Here is a 20500-nt window from a genome sequence, read left to right on the forward strand (position 1 = left end):
TAACCCGGGTGTTCGACCGTCGGTTAGCAGGGCACGTCTTCGGCTGGGTCAGGGGCAGTCTTGGATATCTGTAGCGCCCACACGCCGGACCGCTTCTGTTCTACGGCCACCCGTGGCGGTGCCGAGGTGAGATCTTCGAGGGCTCCGCTGACGTCGCCCGGACGGGTGTCCGTCACGAGATGGAGCGACTCGCCGGGAGCGAGCGCGCCGAACTCCGCGCGAACCTGTTCGATACGCGCCCGGTCGGGGACGCCGCGGAGGTCGAGCGCAGTCTCGGGAACCGTCACCGTCGTCCGGTCCGCAAGGGCTTCGCGTACGTCCTCGCCCAGGTCCCGAAAGGCTGCTGGGACGTCTCCCTCGGTCGAGCGAAGCGAGTCGTCGATGGGGAGCTCCGCGAGTACGTCCGCACTGAGGTCGGGGTCGCTGCCGAACGGCGCGTGGTCGTCGCCACAGGTGGGACAGGTGAACCCGGCCATGTTGACAACGGCTCCGAGTACCGGGACGCCCTCCTCGCGGAACAGCGCCGTCGAGCGCTCCGTATCGCTGGCCGCGGTCGGAAACGGCGTCGTCACGAACACCGCGCCGTCGACGGGGAACGACTGCAGCGTCGTCAACACGATGTCGCCGGTCCCCGGCGGCAGGTCGAGCACCAGCGTGTCGACGTCCCAGGCGGCGTCGGTCAGCAGTTCCTCGACAGCCTCGTGGGCCATCGCGCCGCGCCAGGCCATCGGTTCGTCGTTGGCGATCAGGCCGACGCTGACGACCTGCAGGCCGTCGACCTCGACCGGCTCCGCCCGGCCGTCCTCGGTCGAGCCGAGTGGCCCCTCGATGTCGAGTAACTCCGGCGTGTTCGGACCGTACACGTCGGCGTCGAACAGGCCGACCCGCTCGCCGGACGCGGCCAGTCCGCGCGCCAACTGGGTCGCCACGGTGGTCTTGCCGACGCCGCCTTTCGCGCTGGCGACGGCGATGATTTGGTCCACGCCGGGCACGACAGTCCCGTGGTCCGGCTCTGTGATGTCCGTCTCTATGTGGACCGCCTCGACACCGCCACACTCTAGCACTGCCGCCCGCATCCGGTCGGCGAGCGCGTCCGCCGTGGCAGGGTCCATGCCGGACAGCGCCGTCTCCACGCTGACGGTCCCGTCAGTGGTAGCCACGGACGCTACCAGCCCCGCGGCAACCACGTCCTCGTCACTCTCGGGCGTGGCCACAGTCCGAAGCGCGTCCCTGACCGCGTCTTCCGTTGGTTCGGGCTGCTCTCCGGACATATTACCACGTCTCCCCGTGTTCGGTTTCCGGTTCGGGACCATCGTCGTCGTCCATCAACGTGCCGCCGTAGGGGCGGTAGTCGATTTCGAACACGCTGTCGATACGCTCTATTAGGTCCTCGCGCCTGGCGATGATCTCAGTATCGAACTCCGCGGCTTCCAGGGCGTCGACGAGGCCGTCGTCGTCGAGCCGCCCGTCGCCGTAGGCGGCGGCGACGCCGTCCCGGAACGTGTCGGCGTTGCGCCGACACCGCAGCCCCTCGTCGATGTCCGTCTCCGCTTCGCTCCGGTCCCCGTCCAGCGGGACAGCCTCGAAGTGCTCGATAGCCCGCCGGTCGAACTCGGCTGCCTTCGAGAGCACCTCGGTCGCCTGTTCGATGGGGGACAACTCCGCCCAGGCATCCCGGGCGACGGGCGCGACCAGCGTGTCGACGACGTCGTCCCAGGTCGTCGCTCGCTCGGGGTCCTCCAGCGCCTCGGCGACGAACGCACCGACGTGGTCCTCCGGGATGGTCATGCCCAGCGACGACTCAAGACCGCCGCCCTCGTCGGTTTCTGTCTCGTTCCCGTCCTGTTCCGCTGCCGTGCCGGTCGAGTCGAGTTCGTATGGCATCGTCAGGTCCTGTCCTCCGGGTCGGTGTTCAGGTCGCGCCGGGGCTCGAACCCGGGCGCGCCGCCGGGGGCCGGTGACCCGCTCCCGGATCGGGCCGAGCCAAAGGAGCCGGCGGGGTCGTAGCCATCGACGGACTGCTCCGCGGGCGTGTCCGGCCCGCTACCGGGGGCCGACGGCGGCCCGATTTCGACATCTAGCTCCTCGGGGTCGGTCCCGCGAGCGCTCGCGAGCGCCTGTTTGGCCGCGCGGGCGACGTCCTCGCTCTGGTCGGTCACGCCGTGGGCTTCGAGCGCCTGCTCCGCGCGGTCGGTCGCGAGTTCGCCGAGGCTCTCGGCGGCTTTCGCCCGGGCAAAGGCGTTCGGCTCCCGGGCCAGCATCGCGGCCAGAATGCGTTCGGCCTCCGGCACGTCCTCCGCGACGCCGCCGAGGAACTGCGCGGCGTACTCCCGGACCGCCGGATGGGGGTCGGTCTTGATACACTCGACCAGCAGCGGCTGGTCGGCGTCGCCGCGCTTGCCCATCGCGATGACGGCGTTCCGTCGGACCCACCCGCTGTCGTCGTCCAGCGCCCCTCTTAGCTGGTCGGCGTCGCCGCCGGCCCGCGAGAGGGCGACGACGGCTTCGGCCCGGACCCACGGTTCGGCGTCGTCGAGCGCCTGCCGGACGACGGCCGGCGCGGCCCCGGCGACACCCAGCGCCTCGACAGCGAACTGCCGCACTTCGGGGTCGTCGTCTTCCAGTGCGCGCTCTCCCAGCGCGTCAATCGTTTCCCGGTCGAGGCCGGACTCGGCCGCATCCACAAGTGCGATGGCGGCGTCCTGCCGAGTCCGGACCTGTGGAGCGTCGAGTGCGCTTCGGACCTCTGTCTCGGTCTCGCCCGGCGTCCGACCGCGTGCGCTCCAGTTCTCGTAGCTCATCGCGCCAGCCTCCAGTAGAGGACAGTCCAGCCGGCGACCGTTGCCGCGATGAGTGTCCCGAGCGACGTGTACAGCGGGTTGCTACTGCCGCCCGAACCGCCGTCGCCGCTACTGGAGTCGCCGCCGCTGGAACCGCCGCCGCTGGCGCCGCTACCTGAACTCGAACTGTCCCCGCTGCCGCCGCTCTCGGGTGCCGTGAGTTCGCCCGATTCAGTGTCGAGCGTGCTGTACTGCATCGTCAGTGACTTCTTGCCGTTGACCTCGTCGCTACTCCCGTTCCAGACGGCAAAGGCGAGGTACATCGTCTCGTTCTGGCGGAACGCGGCGTCATGCTGGCCCTCGCCGGTGTGTTCCCGGACGAAGACGACGGACCACTCGTCGCCGTTGCGAGTCCCCCGTGCGTTCACGTTCTGCTGTGGCGCGTTGCTCAGCGACCCGTAGCCGGCCGCGTAGTAGTTTTGGCCGTAGTTTTCGTACTGGCTCTGCGAGAGGGGGTTGCCAGCGGCCATGCCCGGTTTGGTCTCCTCGTCCGGGTGCGGGTAGGCGTACATATCGTTGCTCCACTCCGCGTTCTTGTCGTTCCCGTACTGCCACTGGGACCGCCAGTACCAGATGTTGACCGGGTCGCCGCCCGCGCCCATCGTGATCGGCGGTTTCTCGCCGCTGTGGAGCATAACGGCCGCCGCGTCGCTGTAGTTCTTCGGCGACCGGATGTTCGTGTCTTTCGTCGGGTCCGTCCAGGTCAGCCGGAAGGCGACGTGGGTCTCGTTGGTCAGCGCCTGCACCTCCATCTCGTCGACGCTCCCGCCGCCGTAGGGGACGGCCATCTGCTGTTTCGACAGCGAGACGGTCCGGGACGGAGCCTCCGACCAGCGGTCGCTCTCGGCGGTCTGGGGCACCTCGTCGGTCGCGACCAGCGGTTGCTGGCCGCCGGTGACGGCCGCTGCGACGGCCATCTGTCCGGCCACCAGAAGCGCCATGACGACTGCCGTTGCTGTCGTCGCCCGGCGGGCCGCCTCGTAGTCGAGTTCAACCATCGGCTCTCACCCCCGTGCCGGGCGAGACCGGATCGGGATGGCTCGCCTCGTCGAACTCGACCAGGGCCGCCGCAAGCTCCGCGGCGGCGGCGTAGACGGCGCTCGTCTCGGGCAGGTCCCGGTCGGAACTGCCGCCACCGTCGACGGTTTCCCGGACCCGATGAGCGAACGCGGGGACGAAGTCACCGAGGTGCTCGTCCAGCACCGTCGCGCCCGCTCGTGCGAGGCAGACAGCCGTCTCGTCGTCGCCGCCGTCGAGGGCGACCGCCCGCTGTGCGGCCAGCACCTGCAGCAGCTCCAGTTCGACGGTGACGTGGTCGTGGCGCTCGTCGAACTCGTCGCTGATTTCGAGGCCGAACTCCTCTAACAGGCCGACGACCGTGGCGATGCGGCGCTGGCTCTCGTTGACCTCGTCGCCGGTAGTGTAATGTGCTTCGTAGGGGACGACTGGATAGGTCCCCTCGTCGCTCGGGAGGCCGAATAGCCGGTTGTACGCCGGTTCAAGCGAGTCGCGGTCGACGCCGTCCAGCGCGTCCAGCAGCGCCTCGACCTCGCTGTCGAGACCGAGCGCGTCGCCGGCCTGAAGGATGGCGTCATGGACTTCCTCGTCCTGTAAATCGGCGACGACGGCCTCATCGGGGTACTGGAAGACCGCCGCGGCGAACCCGTACAGTGCGGCGCGTCGCGTGTGGTGTTGTGGCGTGTTCTTCATTGTACGCACCTCAAGGCTGGTTCGTCCACTGTTCGCCCTCGCGGACCTCCATGGGCTCCTCGATGGGCACGTCGACGACCTTCTCGCCGTTGCGGTCCCAGCCCTTCACGCGGTTCTCCTTGACGTTGTAGGTCTCGATGAGCCGCGTCGTCGCGCCGAACAACTGGAGAATGCCAAGCACTTCGTGGCTGGGGTTGCGAGCCCGCTCTTGGACGATGCGGACCGACTCCTCGTAGGTGTCGCCCGGCCACTCGTTTTCTTTGACCTCGGTGTTCGGCGTGAACATCTGGGTCAGGAACTCCGGCGGGACGTGGTACGGCGGCATGTAGAACACCTGCGGCTGGGTCCCGAACTGCGGGTACAGCGGCAGGGCCACCTTCTCGTCGGAGTGGACGAGGTAGTTGATCGGCGAGCGCCCCGACGCGGCGGAGGATTTGCCCCCTGCCGGCCCGGCGTCCGGCCCGCGGTTGATGTTGCCGTGGAGCCGCGTCTTCCCAATGCAGGAGGAGACACACCGCGGGACGTTCCCCTCCTCGATGCGGGGGTAGCAGCCGACCGGCTTCTCGGTGATGCCGGTTTCGGGGTTGTACATCGGCTTGTGGTACGGACAGGCCTTCACACAGCGGCGGTAGCCGCGACACCGCTCCTGATCCAGCAGGACAATACCGTCTTCCTCGCGCTTGTAGATTGCCTTCCGCGGGCAGGCCGCCAGACAGGCCGGGTTCTTGCAGTGGTTACAGAGCCGCGGGAGGTAGAACTGCCAGATGTCGTGGTACTCGTCGTTCTCCAGGTCGGACTCGACGACCTCGCCCTCGGGGTACTCGCCGTGGACCTGATCGTCGCCCAGCGCGGGGTACTCCCAGGCCTGCTTCTCGGCGATGTAGCCGTGGACCTTTTCGCCGTTGTCGGCGGCGTCGAAGATGGTCTGGTCGGCCTCTAAATCGTCGAGCAGCCGCATGTCCCAGCCCATCGGGTAGCCGCCGTAGGGCTCGGTTTCGACGTTCATCCACCACATGTACTCCTCGCCCTCGCCGCTGGTCCAGGTCGACTTACAGGCAAAGGAGCAGGTGTTGCAGTTGATACACCGGTTCGTGTTGATGACCATCCCCCAGTGGTAGTCCCGCTCTTCCTCGCGGTGTTCGTAGGGATAGCTGTGCTCGCGGCCGAGTTGTGGGTTGTACGTTTGTGCCATCAGTCATCGCCTCCTGGGGTCTTCCTGCTGGTACTGCCAGAGCCGCTACCGCTGGGTTGCAAGGACCCGCCGATGTAGTCCTCGACGAGGTCGTCCCGGCGGGCGTCGCCGGGCCACCAGTCCGCTTCCTCGTACTTCTCCACGTCCACGAGGTCGTCCCGGTTGGTCCCTGTCGGAGCCCACACCGTCTCCTCGTAGCCGTGTTCCAGTTCTGCGCCGTGCCAGGCGATGTCCTCGTCGACGATGTCGGAGACGTTGGGGTCGCCGAACACCGCCTTGTGGACGAGGTCGTCGGTCTCCTGCAGCGGATCGAGCCAGATGTTGGTGATCGTGTTGTACCCCTTGACGCCGTCCTCGTCGGCCTCGTCGTCGGGGAAGTGCTGGGGCCACCAGCCGTGCCACAGCGTCAGCTGTCCCATGTCGCCGGCCGACCGCGGGCGCTGACGCTCGCTGACCATCGCCCTGACGACGAGGTCGCCGCGCTTGCCGGTGATGCGGACGTAGTCACCGTTCTCTACATCGATGTCTGCTGCGTCGCTTGGATGCATCTCGACGAACGCTTCACCGAGCGGCGCGACGTCTTCGGACTCGCCGTCCCCGGTGGGGAACGAGAAGTCATCGACCAACCGGTCGGTCCCCTCCGGGTCGCCGCTGACGCTGCCGAAGTCCCGCGAGGCCCAGATGAGGTTCCAGTCCGTCATCCCCCACGAGGAGTGGGTCCGGTACTTGGGGTGGGGGGTGTTGTAGTAGAACTGGTTGCCCTCGTCGTGATACAGCGGGTTCTCCTCGTCCTTGGCTTCGTCCCACTTCTTGTTCACGCCGTAGGGAGTCCCCTCGACGCTCTCGACGTGGTCGATGTCGTCCCGACCGAGTTCGATGAACCGGTCCTCCTCCTTGTGGAACTCCATCCGGCCGGTCTTCGTGTAGAACGGTCGGTCTTCGTGGACCTGCGAGTAGAACGGAATCCGCGGATAGGTCTTGAGGTCTAGCCGTTCCGGGCCGTCCTCCAAGTCCTCGACGTCGATGCTCTGGGTCGTCATCCCGCGGTCGAAGGTCTCTTGGATGTAGTTCTTGACGTCGCCGTCTTCCTCCAGGAACTCCTCGAAGTACGCCCGGTAGGAGTCGACGTTTCGCTCCTCGGGCGGAATCTTCTCGTCCAGTTTCTCGGCGACCATCGCGACGGCTTCCCCGTCCTGTTTGGTGTCGTAGATGGGGTCCATCACGCCGTGGTCCATCTGGACGAACGGGTTCTCCGGCCCGATGGTGATGTCGGGGTACTCACACTCCAGCCAGGACGGCACCGGGAGCACGATGTCGGCGTGTCTGGCGGAGTAGGTCATGTGCATGTCCGAGACGATGAACAGGTCGTTCTCGGTGTCTGGGTGTTTGACGAAGTTCTCGATGACGTGTTCCTGATGTTTGGTCTGGTTCAGGAGGTTGCAGTTCATCGTCCACAGGATCGACGGCTTAGACATCGTGTACGATCCCGCGTTCTCCGGCATCACCGGCTCCTCGGCGTCGCCCTGAGGGACGAGGTCCATCTCGCGGTCGAAGTCGCCGCGAATCTCGTGGGGGTCGAGTTTCTCGCCGCCGAAGAAGGCGAAGGCGTAGCCCGGATACATCCCGTGGGCGGCGTTGCCGTCCGGGTTGACGTAGTGGGGGTACCCGTCCAGCAGTTCGATCTTGTACTGGCCGGAGTAGTTGTAGTACCCCTGGCCGGCGTCGCCGATGTTCCCGAGCATCGCCTGGACGAGGAACACCGCCCGCTGGAGCGCGTCGTTGGAGTGGAACCAGTGGTTGATCCCCTCGCCGGTGAACCACTGGCCCTTCTCGGCGTCGGCGAACTCCCGCGCCGTCTGGGCGAGCTTGTCCGCCGGAATCGTGGTGATGTCCTCGACCGTCTCCGGGTCGTAGTTCTCGATGATGTTGTCCCGCTGGCGGGCGAAGTCGCTCCGGACGGCGACGGTCGAGCCATCGGTCAGTGCCACCTCGCTGTCGACGTCTAGCTGCGGCGTGGTCGGCATCTCCTCGCCGACCTCCTCGCGGGTCATCGCTACGGGCTGGCCGTCCTCACCCAGCACCACGAAGTCGCCCCAGTCGTTGTGCTCGTGCTGCTCGTCGATGTCCTCCGCGGGCGGTTCGACGTCCTCGAACACCTCGTGTGCGCGAAGGTATTTGCCCGTGTCCTCCCGGATGAGTAGGGGAAGACTCGTGAACTTCCGCATGAACTCGGCGTCGTACAGTTCCTCGGCCATGATGACGTGGGCCATGCCGAGGGCGAACGCCGGGTCGCTCCCGGGGCGGATCGGCAGCCACCGGTCACACTTCTGGACCGTCGGCGAGTAGTCCGGGTAGACGCCGACCATCTTGCCGCCGCGCTCGCGGGTCTCCTGCAGGAAGTGGTTGTCCGCGAGTTTGTTGTGGATGAGGTTCTTCCCCTGAATGATGGTGTAGTCGGCCTTGCGCCAGGCGACGGCGTCAGAATCGGATGTCTGGTACCCCGTCGTGATGACGTGGCCCGGCGGCAGGTCGGCGTACCAGTCGTACTCGGTCCACTCACAGCCGCCGAAGATGGACGCCAGTCGGCGGCCCGAGCCGTGCCGGGTGAACAGTCCATCTGCCTTGATGGCGTTGAAGATGTGGAACCGCTTGTTGTCCTCTAAGTTCGCCATCTTCTCGGCGATGAGGTCGATGGCCTCGTCCCAGGAGACGCGCTCGAACTCGTCCTCGCCGCGGCCCTCGGGGTTGGGGTCCTCGGGGTCCCACCCCTTGCGGACCATCGGGTACTTGATGCGCGACGGCTCGAACGTCCGGCGGTGCAGGGAAAGCCCCTTCATACAGCCACGGGGGTTCCAGTGCTGGCTGACGCCGGCGTCCTCGTAGCCCGACGGGCCGACCGAGGGTTCCTCGTTGTGATACACCTGCTCGGCCCGTATCGGGACGCCGTTTTTCATGTAGAAGTTCAGCGCACACGACTGGGTGCAGTTGGGGTGACACACCGTCCAGTCCACCTCGTCATAGGCGTAGATGTCGTGGTACACCTGCTCCCAGTCCCGGTTCGGATAGGATTTGAGCGGGTTGTCCACGCTCGTTATCGGTTCCGTGGACTGTGTCGCGCCCCAAGCACCTTCGGCGAGCGCGCCGACCGTCCCTGCGCCAGCCGCGGTCAGGAAGTCCCGCCGTGACAGTTTCACCGGACATCACTCCGTTGGACAGCGCGTATCTGCATACGTGGGACCCACGGCCTTTGCTAAATGAACGATACTACAGGTTCCCAATTGGTGAGACGGGGCACGAAGATATTCGGCGAAAAAGGGTCTAAGGACGGGCTTCTGTTTTCAATACTTTACTGTCGGCTGTAAGTCTGTAAAGAATTTCGCCACCCGGGGTGGCGAATATCTTAAAATAGTTACAGCCAACAGTATTGACTTGCCGAAGACTATCGGTACCTACTCCGGGAGATAAAAATCGGATTTCGATTGTCTGTGCGGGGACGTGTTCCTGAGTTGGGCGATCTTGGACGGGTTCCGATGGCGAACGATGACGACGTCGTAGGCGTCGTCCGATGCAATCGACCCGCCAACACTGCTGATGCTCGTGACTAGGTGGCCGGCGTTTTCGCTTCCGATGAATACCATTGACGCGCCTTCTCTCTTGGCCATCTTACGGATGGCTTTCGCCACCGATCCGGCCGGCGCGTACCGATCCACGACTGTATGTCGGAAATCCGAACTCGGACACAGGTCCATCACCTGCTCGTGCAGTGAGGTGACGACTGTCTCCAGATCGAATTCTTCGTTCGGCCCGATCCAGTCGCGTTCTCGGGCGTACTTGGCATTCTCGTTCCGAATAACGCTGATGGCCAACACGTCCTCTTCGAAGACGGTGCCGAACTCCGTCGCCCGAACGAGTGCTGCCTCGGCCAGTTCGGAGCCGTCGAACGGCACAACGAGTGTCATACGCTGATTACCGGAGCCGTAGACAAGTAACATACCGTTCGTTCTTACACGGCGAGAAGACAGCCCGCAATCGAAGAGCCAGTACTGCACCCAGACCCGAGACACGCAGAACGGTAGTCCATCAACTCCCGAGGGACAATCGTTCGTCGCCCATTCGCTTGCCTTGCGCAACGAGACGCTCTCCGTAGTCGGTCCGGGCGTCGTCCCATGACGCCAGCGCGTCTCCGAGCGAACTGTGGCGGTCGAGAGCGGCTTTTAGTTCGACGGCGTCGCTGGCCGCCTTCGCAGTGCCAGCGGCAGTGTGTGGGCGGGCGACGAACGCCGCATCACCGAGCAGACAGACCCTATCGACTGTCATCCGGGGGATCCGGAGGTCGTAAATCGCCTGCACGAAAGGCGCTGCTGTTGTTGCAACGAGGTCGGCAAACACGGGCGGCAGTATCTCGGTCGCCCGCTCGCGCTGGCGCGTTTCGACCGGGTTTTGGAGTTGCCCCGGCGACACGCTGAACTGCTGGCTTGCTCCTGTCGTGTCGGTAAAGATAGTATCACGCTCGCGCCCGCGGAGTGTGTCGTACCAGACCCAGTTGAGACGGCGGTCACCGGGTGCTGTGCTGCCATCGCCGCCTGGGATGAAGTACGCGAGGATGAGCGTTCGCTCTCCCTGATAAAACGTGAAGCGGCCGTCGAACGCGTCGATGACTGCATCCGAAACGTCCGCCTCCGGGACGACACCACGCCACGCGACGTAGTCGGCAAACTCCGGTTCGGTCTCGGGAAACAGTTGCGCACGGGCCGTCGACTGCCCGCCGTCGGCAGCGACGACCAGATCGGCCGCGGTCCGGTCCCCATCGGCGAATCGAACCGTGCCGTCTGTGGCCCTGAGACCGGTGACAGTCCGACCGGCGTGGTACCGGTCGTCCGGGAACGCCGCCCGCAATTGACGGTAGACGGCGTCCCAGGAGGTGAACACCATCGAATCCGGTGTCGACGTCCGTACATCGCCGTCAGCAGTCAGAAACCGCCGCTCACTGGCTCGGGTGGTGATGGTCGCCGGGTCGACGATGTCGTGTCGTGAGAGGAACTGTCGGATCGACTGCTGGGCGACGATGCCGCCGCCGCGACTTCGGAGGTCGCCGGCCGATTGCTCGGCGACCGTCACGTCGTGGCCTGCACTGTCGAGAGCGATGCCGGTAAACAGGCCGCCCATCGACCCGCCGGAGATGGTGACGGACAGGGAATCGGATGGTTCGTTGGCGAGGTCCTGTGACACGGCCCCTCTCAGCGCTTGCCGTACGAAAGGCCTCTGGTCACCAGCCGATGACAGTATCGCTCCCGAACACCAGCCCCGAGAGGCGCTCCTGAAGTTCCCCTGTCGCTTCCGCTGTAAATCATCATACTACGAAGTCCCAATGGTTGCCTCGCACCGAGTCGGACTATTAATGTCAGCCGACACTAAACACGACGTATGCGAGTCGCGGCAGTCGGAATCGGTGGTGCCGGGGGACGGATCGTCGAGCGGCTGTGGCAGGACAACGAACGCCGCGAGACGACGTATCTCGGCGCGGCCTGCGCCGTCGATACGGACACCGAAGCGCTCGACGAACTCGACGCACTTCCGGACGACCGGCGGCATGCCTTCGGGCTCTCCGAAACAAACGGGGCCGGAACGAACGGGGACCGGACGAACGGTACTGCCGCCATCGAAGACGAACGGCTCGAAGTGCGCCGGCCGATAGACCAACTGGTAACGAGCGATATCGACGCTCTCGTCCTCGTGGCCGGACTTGCGGGCGGGACGGGCAGTGGCGCTACGGCCCACATTGCCGACGCACTCAGAGAGATTTACACGATCCCGGTCTACTGCCTGTCGGTGTTACCCGCCGGCAGGGACGACGAAGCAGCCGCCAACACCATCCAAGCACTTCGAGCGCTGGAACCGACCGTCGACGGGCAGATACTGTTCGACAACGAAGCGTGGCTCGGAAGCGGACAGACGGTCGAGACGGCCGCCGAGACGCTGAACGAGACTGTCGTGACACGGCTGGGTGCACTATTCGCAGCGGGTGAGGCGACGGCATCCGACGCAGTCGGCCAGAGCGTCGTCGACGCCAGCGAAATAATCAACACCCTCTCGGATTCGGGTTTCACTACGCTTGGCTACGCCAGTCAGGACCTGCAAGCGGACGATGGCGGCAGTGACGAGACAGTCATAGACCAGCTCAAGAACCGTTTTCTCGGCGACAACTCGGACGACGTCGACGAAATCGAGGCATACAACGCCGTCGAGACGACACTTCGCCGCGCTGTACGCGGCAAACTGACGGCCCAGTGCGAGCTGGATTCGGTCGACAGAGCCCTGGCCGTGTTTGCCGGGCCGCCCGCGTGGTTGATCCGGGATGCCGTTACCGACGGGCGGCGATGGCTCACGGAGGAACTGCAGTCACCGGAGGTACGGAGCGGCGATATGCCGACGCCGGACCGGGACACGTTGTCGGTTCTGGTCGTACTCAGCGGCGTCACAGAACTGCCGCGGCTGGTGGAACTCAAAACGCTGGTCGACGAATCAAAATGAGACGGCCCGTTAGATTCTCGTGGGACTGGAGCCAGACCGTCTGAAGTGCGGAAAAAACGAGACAAAGCGGATTGCACTCAAATAGATTTATAAGTGACAGTTTTCAACGAAACCATACGATGACACGGACTGTCATATCATACGAAGACGGCCACGTCTACGAGTTCGCCCCGAATATGGAACCGCTGTATACGGCTGCAGACGGGGAATCGCTCACATTCGAAACCATCGATAGCCTGAACAAAGCCGTTCAATCAGACGCTGATCTGCTGGATGCGATCCCTGAAGAAGTGAATGCGGCTACAGGGCCGGTTGCTGTCGAGGGAGCTACACCCGGCGACGTCCTCAAGGTTGAGATCGAAGACGTCCGAGTCACCGAGGATCTGGGTCGCGTAATTACGGCACCGGGGTTTGGACTCCTCCAGGATCACAGGGACATCGAACACCCAGCGACGCGCGTGACGGAGATAACCGACGACGGGGAGGCACTCTCGTTCAAGGATATAGAGGTACCAGTCGATCCCGTCATCGGGACCATTGGCGTGGCAACGTCCGAGGAATCGATGTCGACTCTGACGCCACACGACCACGGCGGAAATCTCGATACCACGGATATGACCACCGGGACGACGGCCTACTTTCCGGTGTTCCAGGACGGTGCAATGTTAGCGATGGGTGACTCGAAGGCCGCGATGGCAGACGGTGAAATGTGTGGAACTGGTGCCGAAATCGGAACCGAGATCGACGTCACCGTCTCAGTAATCTCGGATGCCGCTGTCGATCTTGAGCGCCCACTCGTCGACACCGGTGACGCGTGGAAGACGATTGCAAGTGCCGAAACGATGGAAGATGCGGTCAAGACGGCAAACGAGGACCTCATCGGATTGCTCGCTGCCGAACACGAGTACACGCTGACCGACGCCTACCTCTTTTCGAGCCTCGTTGGCGGCCTCGAAATCAGCCAAGTCGTCGACCCACTCGTTACTGTGCGGAACTCAATTCCGCGCGAATACCTCCCAGATCCATTCTAATTATCGCGGCGAATCTTTCAGTCCTGTTGGTACTTAGCGGGACGACAGTTTCAATGGGGACACTCATCTGGATGATGGATTTCTGCTCGTCCTGCTACCGGCATTCCGCAAACTGGTGGCTCTGAATCCGGTGTACACCGTTGAACGAACGTACGCCCTTCCAGAATCGAGAGCTTCTGCTATCGGCCCCCTGTCAAGAAGCCACAAACGGTATCCACTTCTATGCCCCGCTGGAATCGGCTCCGAAAGATGTCGATCCGGTTGCTCCACTACTCTGACATTGAGAACGCTTGCGACGACCCCGTGCGGATGGGTCGGCTTGCCGGAACGATCCAGTCAATCCGCGGGGAGGATACTGTAGTCGCTGGCACCGGCGACAACACTGCACCGGGTGTCCTCGCCCATTACTACGAGGGGTATCAAGCACTGCCGTTTTTCCAGGCAGTGAGTACCGACGTTGAGACGGTAGGGAACCACGATTTCGACTTCGGGACTGCTCCCATTCTGGACGTGGTCTCGAAGAGTCCACAGGAGTGGGTCGTTGCGAACGTTTACGAAAGCGGGAGTGATCGTGGCGCTCCCTTCGCCGGATTAGACGGGACGACAGTCTTGCATCGAGATGGCCGGCGAGTCGGATTCGTCGGCGTAGTCGATCCCGCGACTCCCCGGATTGCTGCCGGCGCGTCAGAGCTGAACGTGACCAATCCTGTCGAGAGCGTGCGGAAAGCGGTCAGCGAACTCGGCAACAGTGTCGATCATTTCGTCGTCCTCGCACACTTGCGAGACGACTTAGAGACCGACGTTGCGGCCGTCGAGGGTGTCGACGCGGTCCTCGGCGGCCACGTCCACAGGGAGCGCCACGAGGCTGTCGACGGAACACTGGTTGTCCGCCCCGGAGCGAACGGGCAGGTGGTCTGGGAAGTCGAACTCTTCGACGGGGACCGCTCGCCGATTGCCACCCGTCATTCGACAGCCGAGGGACCTATCGACGAGTCCGTGGCCGACATGACCCGCGAACGGCTGGCCGATGTCGGTCTGCTGGAGACTGTTGCCACTGTCGACGATCCGATCCATCGAGGCCTCGACCGGCGAACCCGCGGCGAGAGCCGCGTTGGCAACCTCGTGGCTGACGCCTATCGCTGGGCGGCTGATACTGACGTCAGCTTCGTCCACAATGGTGGCCTTCGAACGGGGCGACCCCTGTCCGGCGAGGTCACTGCTGGCGAGGTGGCCAGCGTACACCCCTTCGGCGGTACGGTAGAAGTCCTCGGCGTCTCCGGTGAACAACTACGAACCCTCTTGCAGGCGGCCTTCTGTCCACACCGCGAGGACGGACGGCTCTGGCACGGCGACGTCAGCGGGATGACCGTCGAGTACGATTCCGAGGCTGGACGGCTAATCGGTGTGGCTGTCAACGGCCAGAGTCTCGAAGCCGACCGAGAGTACAGACTTGCCACCAACTCCTACGTCGTCTACAGCGATGACTGGCCGATTCCACACGAGGCAACCATTGACTCGTTCGGTCTCCCGTTCGAGGCCGTCGCAGACTACGCTCGCGAAGAGGGCATCACTGTTCAGGTTGGTGGCCGACTCCAGAACTGCTGACCGGGTCCCGCCACGGATGGCCCTTCTGCAACTGTCTCCTTCAGGAACTGACCGTTCCAGAACTACTCTGTCGTAGTAACCAACAGTACTTGCTATCGACGGGCCTTGTTTCGACGCGGTGCAGGTCGGCCGAGTCGGTAGCTATCGGAAAAACGAACTCGACCAGAGACCCCCACAGACCGGTCCTGTTCAGCCGACACAGACACCACCCCACGTTATTGGAGACCTCTAAACAGGGCCGTATATAGTATTACGAGTCACGGTGGACGGTTCATAGTAATCAGTATATATATTATAAATGTTCAAACACGTCCTCAGTATGCGTTCCAGTGTAGCATGAGCACACTCTCGGCTGATACGGAGAGTTGGTTATCGTTTGGTAAACAGGACATGATGGTGTTCATACTCGTTATGTCCCTTACCGGGTTGCAGAATGCGTTCACAGAAATCATGCCCGAGTTCACGGTCGGACCGCTAGAACTGGGCGTTGGTGGCTTCATCTTTATCCCGATCGTGCTGGTGCTACTTTTCAGGACCTACTGGGCTGCAGTAGCCGTTCCTGTTGGCGAAATCGTATTCGGAGAGATACTGCTCGGTGAGTTCGATGGTCTGGGTGCCATGGAGGGATTGCTTCTCATTCCGGTTTGCTATTATTTCGCCGCGAAACTGCTTCAGGACCCGGAAAACACCACACAGTTGGCAATTGTCGTGTTTCTGGCTGAGGCACTCGAAGAGTTCTTCGCTACGTTCATCGACATTGGGAAGGTGTATATCGGGGTTGAAGAATTGGAAGCCGTACCCGGCCTCCCCGAGAGCATTATCGTGCTCGAAGGGGTCGACTTCCTCACACAGATGCTAATCACGGGGATTCTTTTCGGCGTCATCCCCGCACTGTATCTCTACCCCAAACTCCACGGTAAAGTCGAACCGCTGCTCGGTATGGAACCGTTTGAGGGTGAACGCGGCGGGTCGATGTGGCGTGGCTTTTCCCCGAAGGCGCTGTTGGCGGTGCTTATCGCGTTCCCGCTCGCCTTCGTGGCCGAGGCTGCCAGCGAAGTCGGCGGGGCGGTCAACGTAGTCTGGGAGCCGGAATTCCTCGCGACGTTCGGTCAGAGTTACATCGCAGTTCCGATCGTCGTCTCCGCTATCGTCGCCACCATCGTCTGGTACCGCGCAACGCAAACGGCGTAAGATGATGACAGCGACACACGACTCTCAAATTGCCGTTGACGAACTGCAGTTCCGGTATCCCGGTGCTGACGAAGCTGTGTTGACCGGCGCGGAGCTGACGATAGAGCCCGGCGAGTTCGTCGCCATCATCGGTGGGAACGGTTCCGGCAAGACGACGCTGTGTAAGTCGTTTAACGGAATCATCCCGCATTTTTACGAGGGTGATATGCGAGGCCAAGTTACCGTCGCTGGACACGATGTCTCCGAGAGCTCTGTTGCAGAGCTCTCACAGCACGTCGGCTACGTGTTCCAGGAGTTCGATAACCAGCTCGTCAGTCCGACTGTATTCGAGGAAGTCGCTTTCGCCCCGATGAACTATGGACACGAGGACTACCGCGAACGAGTCCACCGGACACTAGATCTGCTCGATTTGAGCGGGCTGGAAGACCGCTTCGTCTGGGAACTCTCCGGCGGGCAAAAACACTTGGTTGCGCTGGCGGCAGCGTTATCGCTAGACCCAGACATCCTCGTCGTCGACGAACCGGCGGCACAACTGGACCCAGTCAACGCTCGGGAGACCTACGACCGTCTCGCCACGCTCAACGAAACCCACGGGAAAACCGTGGTCACTATCGAACATCAGACAGAGTTCATCGCCGAATACTGCGATAGCGTCGTCCTCGTCGAGGACGGTATTGTCCGTTGGAAATTACCGGTCGAGACGGCCCTCAATCAGCTGGAAGACCTCAGAGGACAGGATGTCCATCCCCCACAGGTCACGCGGATCGCCGAGCGCGTCCTCGATGATGCTCGCCCGCTCCCGGTGACGCTCGCGGACGGCCTCGATCTATTCACCGATTACGGCGACACCACTGTGGCTCGAACTGACGGACCACCGGAGGTGAACCGGAAAGGGAAGCCTGTCATCTCCTTCAATAACGTCTCGCAGTCGTACGATACACTCCGAAGCGGGACAAAAGACGTTCTCGATACCCTCTCACTGGAGGTCTACCCAGACGAGCGGGTCGTCCTCGTCGGCAGCAACGGCGCTGGGAAATCCACGCTCATGCAACTGGTGACTGGCTTGGAGACGCCCGACGAAGGGACGGTCACCGTCGGCGGAACAGACACTGGAGATGTGCTCCCGGAGCAACTGGCCGAGGAGGTCGTCTACGTCAAGCAGAACCCCGAAGAGATGTTTATCGACGATACTGTCCGGGCTGATGTCGCTCACTACCTCGATGATAGGGGCTACCCGAACGTCGAGCAGCGAGTCGACGAGGTGATCGAATTCCTCGACTTGGAAGATCTGCAGTCCCGGGACGGCCGCCTGCTCAGCGTCGGCCAACAGCGCCGGGCGTCACTGGCTATCGGGCTTGCGACGAACCCGTCGATTATCCTGCTCGACGAACCAACCGGCAGTCTCGACCTTGCGAGTCGCGAGGAGGTCGGTCGAACCATCGACCGGGCGGGCGACCGTGTCGAGACGGTCGTGATTGCGACACACGACCTCGAGCTCGCGGCATCGTGGGCGACTCGTGTCGTCGTGCTCGACGACGGTGACATCATCGCTGACGGCCCGCCGAGTGACGTGTTTGCTGACCTTGCCGCTCTCGAACGAGCGAACCTTCACCCACCGCAAGTGGTCCGCCTGGGGACAGAACTCGGTCTCAGTCCCGCACCGCTCACGGTCGAGGCGTTCACGGACCGACTGAACACGGCAAGTCCGCCGGACGAGACATCGAAACCGACCGTGGAGGAGCAGTGATGACGACACTCGATGCGCTTCGTGATGCCACGTCCGTCGAGGCGATCAAGGCTGACTTGCTTCGGACGGCCTACGAGAACGAGGGTTCGTTCCTCCACCGCTTGGATCCCAGAGTCCTGTTACTCTGGTACGTCGTCTTCCTGTTCGTCCCGTGGCTGTTCTACGACACGACCATCCTTCTCGGACTGCTAGCGTTCGTGTCGGTGCTCGCAGTACTTTCACGGGTCAGCCTGTTCCTCGTCGGACTGATGGCGTTTACCGTGGCAACGACGTTAGGATCGTACGCTGTCGTGACTGTCTTTACGGGTGATCCCGTTGCGGCGATTCGAGCGTTAGTTCCGTACACGCTGAAGTTAACGATTATCTCCGTGTCGAGTTTGGCGGTGTTCTCGAGCATGGGTCCGAAGACCCTCTCTCAGGGTCTCAGAAGTCTCGGGATTCCACGACAGTTCACGTTCCTCATCACGTACGGCTACCGGATGCTCCCAGTGTTGTTTGAGGAGTACCACGATCTGGTGAACTCGTTCCGGTTACGGAGTACGGCTCCCGACTCACCCGGGCGATTCCGCTGGCGGCACTACGTCTACCTGCTGAAGTTATCGGTGCGTGCGTTCTATCCGATGATCTTTAACGTGGCAAAGCGAAGTCGCGTCACCGTTGAGGCCATGGAGGCCCGGGGATTCTCGCACTCACTAGCCGACGAGGCGAGTACGGAACTTCGGCTGGCGGACATGCAGATTCGACCCGTCGATGTCGGGTTCTTCGCCGGTTCTCTGCTCGTCGTTACCGGACTCGCGCTTCTTCTGTGATGTCCTCCGCGCCGTTGACTGTTTCCTTACCACGTTCTCATTCTTTTACTAGCCTATCAAAAGGAACTCCAGTGTACCCTTTGACAGTCTGGCACTGTCTACCGTATATTGAGGGATACATATCGAGTGTAACTGGTCCATAGGGCTCTTAGCGGTCTTTTTGACATGACGGACTGAGTGAGTGATATGAGCCTGATTACGGGGAACTCGCTCGAATCGAAACTGCTGGAGACGATTATTCTCGGCCGAGCAAAGATTCCGGACGATCCCGATCCAGGGAACTATGTCGTCGTCGACGTGGCGCAGTTCTCGACGACGGTCCCAGAACTGTTTGCGAATGGCGCGGAGTACATCTACATTACCGAGGAACGGGGGAACGAACCAGCATTCAAGGCTGAACATCCAGACGCGAAAATCGGCGGGAGTTCCGGCCCGGACTATCGGGGCGAGGAGGGATACGACTTCTTTAATTCACCGAGCTTCGTTCAGGATATTGACGTCGCCGGTCGGCCGACTGCGATGACCTCGACCAACGGTGGGAACGCGGTCACGGATATCCGCTTAGCAGGCGGTGACGACGTCGATATCTACGTTGGTGGGTTGACTAACGGGAAAGCGGTCGCCGACTATCTCGCAGACAGCGACCGCAAGACGTATTTCGTTGCTGCCGGCTCGAGAGGGAAACCCTCGCCTGAGGACCTCGTTGGCGCGCTGTATATTGCTCGGCAACTGCACGGGAAGCCACTGACACCGGAGCAACGCGATATCTATCGGGAAGTCGTTCAGTTCGGGAAGGGGCCGAAGTACGAGGAGAAACCACAGATCAAGCGTACGGACCTCTACGAGTACACACTCGCGTTCGACAGCCGTGACGTCGTTCCGAAACTGGACGGGCAACGACTCTATGACGTGAGTGGCGAGACCGAGATCTGATGCGGACCGATATCCACACGCACACCACGTACTCGGATGGGTCGGATCTCGACGCAATGATTACCGCGGCCGAACAGGCTGGCTTGTCTGCACTCGGGCTGACTGATCACTGTATCGTCACTGAAGACGACTTCGGGCGACGTGCGAGATACGACCTCGTCGAAACGTATCAACAGCGCCGGGAGGACATTCGTGCTGCCAGAGACACGACTGCCCTCCAACTGTACGATGCCGCCGAAGTAAGCTACGTCGAAGGCACCGAGTCGCGTATTGCGTCGTTTCTCGACACCGCCGACTTCGCATACACTATCGGGAGCGTCCACTTCGCCGACCAGTACGACTACACCAGTAGGACACAATACGTTACTGCGTCCGCAACGCAACGCCGGCGGGCCGTCGAGCGGTACTACGATGCGGTCGTTGCGCTCATCGAATCTGAACTCTTCGACGTAGTCGGGCACCTCGACCTCCCAGAACGCATTCCAACGTTGCGACGGCACACAACTCGAGCGGATTACGACCGGGTCGCACGAGCGCTTGCTGACTCCGAGACAGTGCCTGAGGTAAACGCCGGCCGCGTCCATCGCTCGCTCGGCCGGGTACATCCCGACCCAGCGATGCTAGATCTGTTTACCGAGTATGGAATCCAGTTCGTCCTCGGATCGGACAGCCACACGCCTGCAGAACTCTCGCAGCGAGTCCCCGAACTACGAACACTGACTGAAACACTAGACCGGTCACCTGTTGCTGCTGTACTACGCGACAATCAACAGTACCGTGATTTTTGAGCAACCTATAGTAGCCATTGAAAATCAATGCACACCTGATCGCACGACGGCAGTGCGGTCAGTGTGTAATTCGTTTCAATTGTTACTATAGCGACTGTTCGAATGCTGTGAACACAGCGAATA

17 protein-coding genes are annotated in these 20500 nt (G+C 62.4%); 8 read left to right on the forward strand and 9 right to left on the reverse strand.

The genetic code is table 11. The features are described from left to right. Window positions 1-23: 23 nt before the first annotated feature. The 9 genes from AV929_RS01590 to AV929_RS01630 all read right to left on the reverse strand — a co-directional run bounded on the left by AV929_RS01590 (window position 24) and on the right by AV929_RS01630 (window position 10935). Window positions 24-1271 carry a P-loop NTPase gene (locus tag AV929_RS01590; protein WP_064287187.1) on the reverse strand — a complete coding sequence of 416 codons (1248 nt, stop codon included), beginning with the start codon at window positions 1269-1271 and terminating at the stop codon, window positions 24-26. Between the two features lies 1 nt (window position 1272). Then, window positions 1273-1884, reverse strand: coding sequence for a hypothetical protein (locus AV929_RS01595; protein ID WP_064287188.1), 612 nt, complete (start codon window positions 1882-1884; stop codon window positions 1273-1275). Window positions 1885-1886: 2 nt separating this feature from the next. Continuing rightward, window positions 1887-2801 (reverse strand): HEAT repeat domain-containing protein, encoded by a 915-nt coding sequence (locus AV929_RS01600; RefSeq protein WP_064287189.1) that lies wholly within the window; start codon window positions 2799-2801, stop codon window positions 1887-1889. Then, a complete protein-coding gene (locus tag AV929_RS01605) occupies window positions 2798-3838 on the reverse strand; it encodes an ethylbenzene dehydrogenase-related protein (RefSeq protein ID WP_064287190.1) in 1041 nt (346 codons plus the stop codon). Before AV929_RS01605 ends, AV929_RS01600 begins: the two co-directional genes overlap by 4 nt. Further along, window positions 3831-4550, reverse strand: coding sequence for a molecular chaperone (locus AV929_RS01610; protein ID WP_064287191.1), 720 nt, complete (start codon window positions 4548-4550; stop codon window positions 3831-3833). The genes AV929_RS01605 and AV929_RS01610 overlap by 8 nt, the downstream gene beginning before the upstream one ends. Before the next feature lie 10 nt (window positions 4551-4560). Next, window positions 4561-5742, reverse strand: a complete 1182-nt coding sequence (locus AV929_RS01615) for a 4Fe-4S dicluster domain-containing protein (RefSeq protein ID WP_064287192.1) — start codon at window positions 5740-5742, stop codon at window positions 4561-4563. After that, window positions 5742-8936, reverse strand: coding sequence for a molybdopterin-dependent oxidoreductase (locus tag AV929_RS01620; protein WP_064287193.1), 3195 nt, complete (start codon window positions 8934-8936; stop codon window positions 5742-5744). Before AV929_RS01620 ends, AV929_RS01615 begins: the two co-directional genes overlap by 1 nt. 255 nt (window positions 8937-9191) lie before the next feature. Next, the gene (locus tag AV929_RS01625) at window positions 9192-9701 is read right to left on the reverse strand and encodes a universal stress protein (protein WP_064287194.1); all 510 of its coding nucleotides are present in this window, start codon (window positions 9699-9701) and stop codon (window positions 9192-9194) included. Window positions 9702-9822: 121 nt separating this feature from the next. Next, window positions 9823-10935, reverse strand: a complete 1113-nt coding sequence (locus tag AV929_RS01630; RefSeq protein ID WP_279294621.1) for an FAD binding domain-containing protein — start codon at window positions 10933-10935, stop codon at window positions 9823-9825. Window positions 10936-11166: 231 nt separating this feature from the next. Here AV929_RS01630 and AV929_RS01635 point away from each other — a divergent pair, with 231 nt between their 5' ends. From AV929_RS01635 to AV929_RS01670, 8 genes are all read left to right on the forward strand, one after another. After that, a complete protein-coding gene (locus tag AV929_RS01635) occupies window positions 11167-12273 on the forward strand; it encodes a tubulin/FtsZ family protein (protein WP_064287195.1) in 1107 nt (368 codons plus the stop codon). A gap of 119 nt (window positions 12274-12392) precedes the next feature. Next, entirely contained in the window at window positions 12393-13304 is a 912-nt protein-coding gene (locus AV929_RS01640) for an acetamidase/formamidase family protein (protein ID WP_064287196.1), read from the forward strand. 249 nt (window positions 13305-13553) lie between these two features. Continuing rightward, window positions 13554-14909, forward strand: a complete 1356-nt coding sequence (locus tag AV929_RS01645) for a bifunctional UDP-sugar hydrolase/5'-nucleotidase (RefSeq protein ID WP_064287197.1) — start codon at window positions 13554-13556, stop codon at window positions 14907-14909. A gap of 450 nt (window positions 14910-15359) precedes the next feature. Further along, on the forward strand, window positions 15360-16100 hold the full coding sequence (locus tag AV929_RS01650; RefSeq protein WP_225306815.1) for a hypothetical protein: 741 nt from the start codon (window positions 15360-15362) through the stop codon (window positions 16098-16100). A gap of 1 nt (window position 16101) precedes the next feature. After that, entirely contained in the window at window positions 16102-17847 is a 1746-nt protein-coding gene (locus AV929_RS01655) for an ABC transporter ATP-binding protein (protein WP_064287198.1), read from the forward strand. Continuing rightward, on the forward strand, window positions 17847-18656 hold the full coding sequence (locus AV929_RS01660; protein WP_008308251.1) for an energy-coupling factor transporter transmembrane protein EcfT: 810 nt from the start codon (window positions 17847-17849) through the stop codon (window positions 18654-18656). The genes AV929_RS01655 and AV929_RS01660 overlap by 1 nt, the downstream gene beginning before the upstream one ends. Before the next feature lie 186 nt (window positions 18657-18842). Further along, a complete protein-coding gene (locus AV929_RS01665; RefSeq protein WP_044952617.1) occupies window positions 18843-19589 on the forward strand; it encodes a 2-phosphosulfolactate phosphatase in 747 nt (248 codons plus the stop codon). Beyond that, a complete protein-coding gene (locus AV929_RS01670; RefSeq protein WP_064287199.1) occupies window positions 19589-20377 on the forward strand; it encodes a histidinol-phosphatase HisJ family protein in 789 nt (262 codons plus the stop codon). The genes AV929_RS01665 and AV929_RS01670 overlap by 1 nt, the downstream gene beginning before the upstream one ends. Window positions 20378-20500 lie beyond the last annotated feature (123 nt).

It is taken from the genome of Haloarcula sp. K1, from assembly GCF_001647155.1.
Taxonomy (GTDB): Archaea; Halobacteriota; Halobacteria; order Halobacteriales; family Haloarculaceae; genus Haloarcula; species Haloarcula hispanica.

What these genes read in the sequence shown, in the direction of transcription:
- AV929_RS01655 (WP_064287198.1), top strand. Translation starts at nt 16,102, where the DNA reads ATGATGACAGCGACACACGACTCTCAAATTGCCGTTGACGAACTGCAG.
- AV929_RS01665 (WP_044952617.1), top strand. Translation starts at nt 18,843, where the DNA reads ATGAGCCTGATTACGGGGAACTCGCTCGAATCGAAACTGCTGGAGACG.
- AV929_RS01650 (WP_225306815.1), top strand. Translation starts at nt 15,360, where the DNA reads ATGCCCGAGTTCACGGTCGGACCGCTAGAACTGGGCGTTGGTGGCTTC.
- AV929_RS01645 (WP_064287197.1), top strand. Translation starts at nt 13,554, where the DNA reads ATGTCGATCCGGTTGCTCCACTACTCTGACATTGAGAACGCTTGCGAC.
- AV929_RS01615 (WP_064287192.1), bottom strand. Translation starts at nt 5,742, where the DNA reads ATGGCACAAACGTACAACCCACAACTCGGCCGCGAGCACAGCTATCCC.
- AV929_RS01595 (WP_064287188.1), bottom strand. Translation starts at nt 1,884, where the DNA reads ATGCCATACGAACTCGACTCGACCGGCACGGCAGCGGAACAGGACGGG.
- AV929_RS01670 (WP_064287199.1), top strand. Translation starts at nt 19,589, where the DNA reads ATGCGGACCGATATCCACACGCACACCACGTACTCGGATGGGTCGGAT.
- AV929_RS01610 (WP_064287191.1), bottom strand. Translation starts at nt 4,550, where the DNA reads ATGAAGAACACGCCACAACACCACACGCGACGCGCCGCACTGTACGGG.
- AV929_RS01635 (WP_064287195.1), top strand. Translation starts at nt 11,167, where the DNA reads ATGCGAGTCGCGGCAGTCGGAATCGGTGGTGCCGGGGGACGGATCGTC.
- AV929_RS01605 (WP_064287190.1), bottom strand. Translation starts at nt 3,838, where the DNA reads ATGGTTGAACTCGACTACGAGGCGGCCCGCCGGGCGACGACAGCAACG.
- AV929_RS01600 (WP_064287189.1), bottom strand. Translation starts at nt 2,801, where the DNA reads ATGAGCTACGAGAACTGGAGCGCACGCGGTCGGACGCCGGGCGAGACC.
- AV929_RS01625 (WP_064287194.1), bottom strand. Translation starts at nt 9,701, where the DNA reads ATGACACTCGTTGTGCCGTTCGACGGCTCCGAACTGGCCGAGGCAGCA.
- AV929_RS01660 (WP_008308251.1), top strand. Translation starts at nt 17,847, where the DNA reads ATGACGACACTCGATGCGCTTCGTGATGCCACGTCCGTCGAGGCGATC.
- AV929_RS01640 (WP_064287196.1), top strand. Translation starts at nt 12,393, where the DNA reads ATGACACGGACTGTCATATCATACGAAGACGGCCACGTCTACGAGTTC.
- AV929_RS01590 (WP_064287187.1), bottom strand. Translation starts at nt 1,271, where the DNA reads ATGTCCGGAGAGCAGCCCGAACCAACGGAAGACGCGGTCAGGGACGCG.